The organism is Acaryochloris sp. IP29b_bin.137 (genome assembly GCF_028285745.1).
Taxonomy (GTDB): Bacteria; Cyanobacteriota; Cyanobacteriia; order Thermosynechococcales; family Thermosynechococcaceae; genus Acaryochloris.
In genome coordinates this window covers 1-3,521 of the sequence record NZ_JANQOP010000293.1, presented here as the reverse complement: position 1 = coordinate 3,521, position 3,521 = coordinate 1, and the positions used below count along the sequence as shown (strand labels likewise).

Annotated in this window: 4 protein-coding genes; all 4 read left to right on the top strand. The window is 43.9% G+C overall.

Annotated elements, in window-relative coordinates:
- A partial coding sequence (gene cysC, locus Q0991_RS20435) for an adenylyl-sulfate kinase (RefSeq protein WP_299492009.1) occupies positions 1 to 540 on the top strand: 540 nt, incomplete at its 5' end.
- 136 nt (positions 541 to 676) lie between these two features.
- On the top strand, positions 677 to 1,738 hold the full coding sequence (gene rfbB, locus Q0991_RS20430; protein ID WP_299492007.1) for a dTDP-glucose 4,6-dehydratase: 1,062 nt from the start codon (positions 677 to 679) through the stop codon (positions 1,736 to 1,738).
- Positions 1,739 to 1,817: 79 nt separating this feature from the next.
- Complete coding sequence (gene rfbA / locus Q0991_RS20425; RefSeq protein WP_299492005.1) at positions 1,818 to 2,699, top strand: glucose-1-phosphate thymidylyltransferase RfbA; 882 nt, start codon at positions 1,818 to 1,820, stop codon at positions 2,697 to 2,699.
- Positions 2,696 to 3,244 (top strand): dTDP-4-dehydrorhamnose 3,5-epimerase, encoded by a 549-nt coding sequence (gene rfbC, locus Q0991_RS20420; protein WP_299492003.1) that lies wholly within the window; start codon positions 2,696 to 2,698, stop codon positions 3,242 to 3,244. Before rfbA ends, rfbC begins: the two co-directional genes overlap by 4 nt.
- Positions 3,245 to 3,521 lie beyond the last annotated feature (277 nt).

Genomic DNA, 3,521 nt, shown 5'->3' with positions numbered 1-3,521 from the left:
GGTCACCGCAGTGTCATTCTTTGGTTTACCGGACTTTCTGGTGCAGGTAAGTCCACTTTGGCTCATGCTGTAGAAGATGCACTCTTTAAACTGAACTGTCGAACGTTTGTTATAGATGGAGATAATGTCCGCCATGGGCTTTGTGCAGACTTAGGTTTCACTAGTGAGGATCGAGTCGAAAATATTCGTCGAGTTGGTGAAATTGCGAAGCTCTTTACTGAGGCGGGTATTATTGCTTTAACAGCTTTTATTTCGCCGTTCCGCGCTGATCGCGATCGCGTTCGGGCATTGGTCCCAGAGGGAGACTTTATTGAAGTCTATTGTCAAGCGAGTTTAGAAGTGTGTGAAAACCGGGATGTAAAAGGATTGTACAAAAAAGCTCGCTCAGGTGAAATCAGTCACTTTACTGGGATTTCTTCCCCCTATGAACCGCCAGAATCACCTGAATTGATCGTAAATACCGGCAGCGACTCATTGGAGGCCTGCGTGCAACAGGTGATTGAGTTTCTGCAAGATAAAGGGCTCTTTGTAGCCGATTGAATGAACAATACCCCCTAGGAACAGCGTTCCTGAGAGAGCATCATTTGAGTTCAATATCGCTGTTCCGCTTCCTGATTGTTGCAATGCACCCATTTCTATCCGGTTAATCGATCTCTCATCTTAGGAAATTCATAGGATGACAATTCTAGTAACAGGGGGCGCAGGCTTTATTGGCGCAAATTATGTCTTGCGCAAGCGGCTCAAGGACCAAGGCATCATTTTGAACTTAGATAAACTGACCTATGCAGGGAACTTAGCCACTTTGGCCTCACTCCAATCAGACCCCAAGCATGTCTTTATTCAGGGGGATATTGGTCATCGTCAACTGGTTACGGACCTTCTTGAGCAATACCGTCCACAAGCGATCCTCAATTTTGCGGCTGAGACCCATGTTGATCGCTCTATTGACGGCCCCGATGCGTTTATCCAAACCAACATTTTGGGGACCTTTCACCTATTGGAAGCAACTCGTTCCTATTGGCGAACGCTCAACCCACCTGAACAAGAGCAGTTTCGCTTTCTCCATGTATCCACAGATGAAGTGTTTGGGACATTAGAACTAGATGATCCCCCCTTTGCGGAAACGACAGCCTATGCTCCGAATAGTCCTTACTCGGCGTCTAAAGCCAGTTCAGACCACTTAGCTCGATCGTATTTTCATACCTATAATTTACCCACCCTAATCACCAACTGCTCTAATAATTACGGCCCTTACCAGTTCCCAGAAAAGTTAATCCCCCTGATAATTTTGAATGCGATCGCGGGAAAATCACTCCCTGTCTACGGGGATGGGCAGAATATTCGAGATTGGCTATTTGTGGAAGATCACTGTAGAGCCATCGACCTAGTATTAACTCAAGGTCAAGCGGGGGAAACCTACAACATTGGAGGTGGCGCAGAACAAACGAATATTGGATTAGTGCAGCATATCTGCACCATTTTAGATGAACTCCGTCCCCATTCAGAATTTGCACCCCATGCCAACCTCATCACCTTTGTTCAAGATCGCCCGGGTCACGATCGTCGATACGCAATCGATTTCAGAAAAATTAAGCACCAACTGGGCTGGACCCCTCAAATGACGATAGAGTCGGGTCTTCGAAAGACAGTGCAATGGTATCTAGCTCATCCAGATTGGTGTCAACGAGTGACAGCAGACCAATATTACCTTCAACGACTAGGATTAAAGGCGGATTGAAACAGCATAGATGCTCTATTTTCGAGGGCACAGTGAGAACACAACTGACCGACCCATTAAGCGAATCTAACCCATCGTGATGAAAGGAATAATTCTGGCTGGTGGTTCAGGCACCCGACTCTATCCAATTACCAGAGTATTGTCGAAGCAGCTGATGCCGATATACGACAAACCAATGATCTATTATCCGCTGTCTACGCTAATGTTGGCAGGTATTCGAGAAATATTGATTATCTCGACACCGCAAGATTTACCGTTGTTTCAGCGACTATTGGGGGATGGTCACCATATTGGGTTGCATATTGCCTATGCAGAGCAACCTAGACCCGAAGGTCTAGCCCAGGCTTTTGTTATTGGGCAAGGCTTTATTGGGGATGATTCGGTTGCTCTTATCCTTGGCGATAACATTTTTTACGGTGCTTCTCTTGCCGATAAACTGCAGAAAGTCGCGAAATTGACCACCGGAGGCCTAGTTTTTGGATATTGGGTCAATGATCCTCATCGATATGGGGTGTTGGCATTTGACGAACAAGGGAACGTTACAGACATTGAAGAGAAACCTCAGCATCCTAAATCTCAATATGCTGTAACCGGATTGTATTTTTATGATAATCAGGTCATTGAGATAGCTAAAGCCCTAAAGCCGTCTGCTAGAGGAGAATTAGAAATTACGGATGTCAATAAAACCTATCTACAACAGGGACAGTTAAAAATTGAGAAATTCAGTCGTGGTGTAGCGTGGTTAGATACCGGTACGCATGAAAGTTTGCTGCAAGCAGCTTCTTTTGTGGAAACAATGGAACTAAGGCAAGGATTGAAAATTGCCTGTATTGAAGAAGTGGCCTATCGCATGGGATATATTTCGACAGCCCAAGTCCGGGAGCTGAGCCATGCTTTACGCAAGAATCGTTATGGTGAATATCTTCTGCGGATCCTTGAAGAAGGAGACAGGAGTCTATGAATATTAGAAAAACCCCTTTACCGGATGTTTTGGTGATTGAACCTCAAGTATTTAGTGACCAACGAGGCTATTTCTTGGAAACTTATCATCAACAAAGATATGAGGCGCTAGGAATCACAGCAACATTTGTCCAAGACAACCATTCTCACTCTTCAAAAGGAACCCTGCGGGGACTTCATTATCAGCTCAAAAACCCTCAAGGGAAGCTTGTGAGTGTATTATCAGGAGAGGTTTTTGACGTAGCGGTTGATATCCGCCAAGGATCACCTTATTTTGGTATGTGGTTTGGTGAGTACCTATCAGGAGAAAACCACAAGCAAATGTATATTCCACCTGGATTTGCCCATGGATTTTGTGTGCTAAGTCAAACTGCTGATTTTTTATACAAATGCACCAATTTTTACGCTCCTGACGATGAGTATGGAATTGTTTGGAACGATCCAAAATTGGCGATTGAATGGCCTATAAAGCAGCCTAAATTATCTAGTAAAGATATCTCTCTCCCTAAGTTAAATAATGCAATAATCAACCTTCCTCTCTATTGAATTGAGCTCAGATAAGTTGAGATAATTATCCTTGAACAAAAATCATCTTTGGCATAGCAAGGACTCATTCTATATCAAGGAAGTTTGGCCTTATGCAGGCTTGAGTAAAAGAAACTCTCCTCCATATTCCATGGAGGAGAGACCCTTATTTTTAGATAAAATGATGATGAAGGTATTAGTTATAGCAGTCGCCATATTGAGAAGGACGTAAACTAGAGAAGTTATTCATTTCTTCTCCTGTGTGATGCCCAAAATTTATAGTTACGACCTACGTTGC

Bases quoted from the DNA above. Each gene is read 5' to 3' on its own strand.
- rfbA (WP_299492005.1), top strand. From the start codon at position 1,818: ATGAAAGGAATAATTCTGGCTGGTGGTTCAGGCACCCGACTCTATCCA.
- rfbB (WP_299492007.1), top strand. From the start codon at position 677: ATGACAATTCTAGTAACAGGGGGCGCAGGCTTTATTGGCGCAAATTAT.
- rfbC (WP_299492003.1), top strand. From the start codon at position 2,696: ATGAATATTAGAAAAACCCCTTTACCGGATGTTTTGGTGATTGAACCT.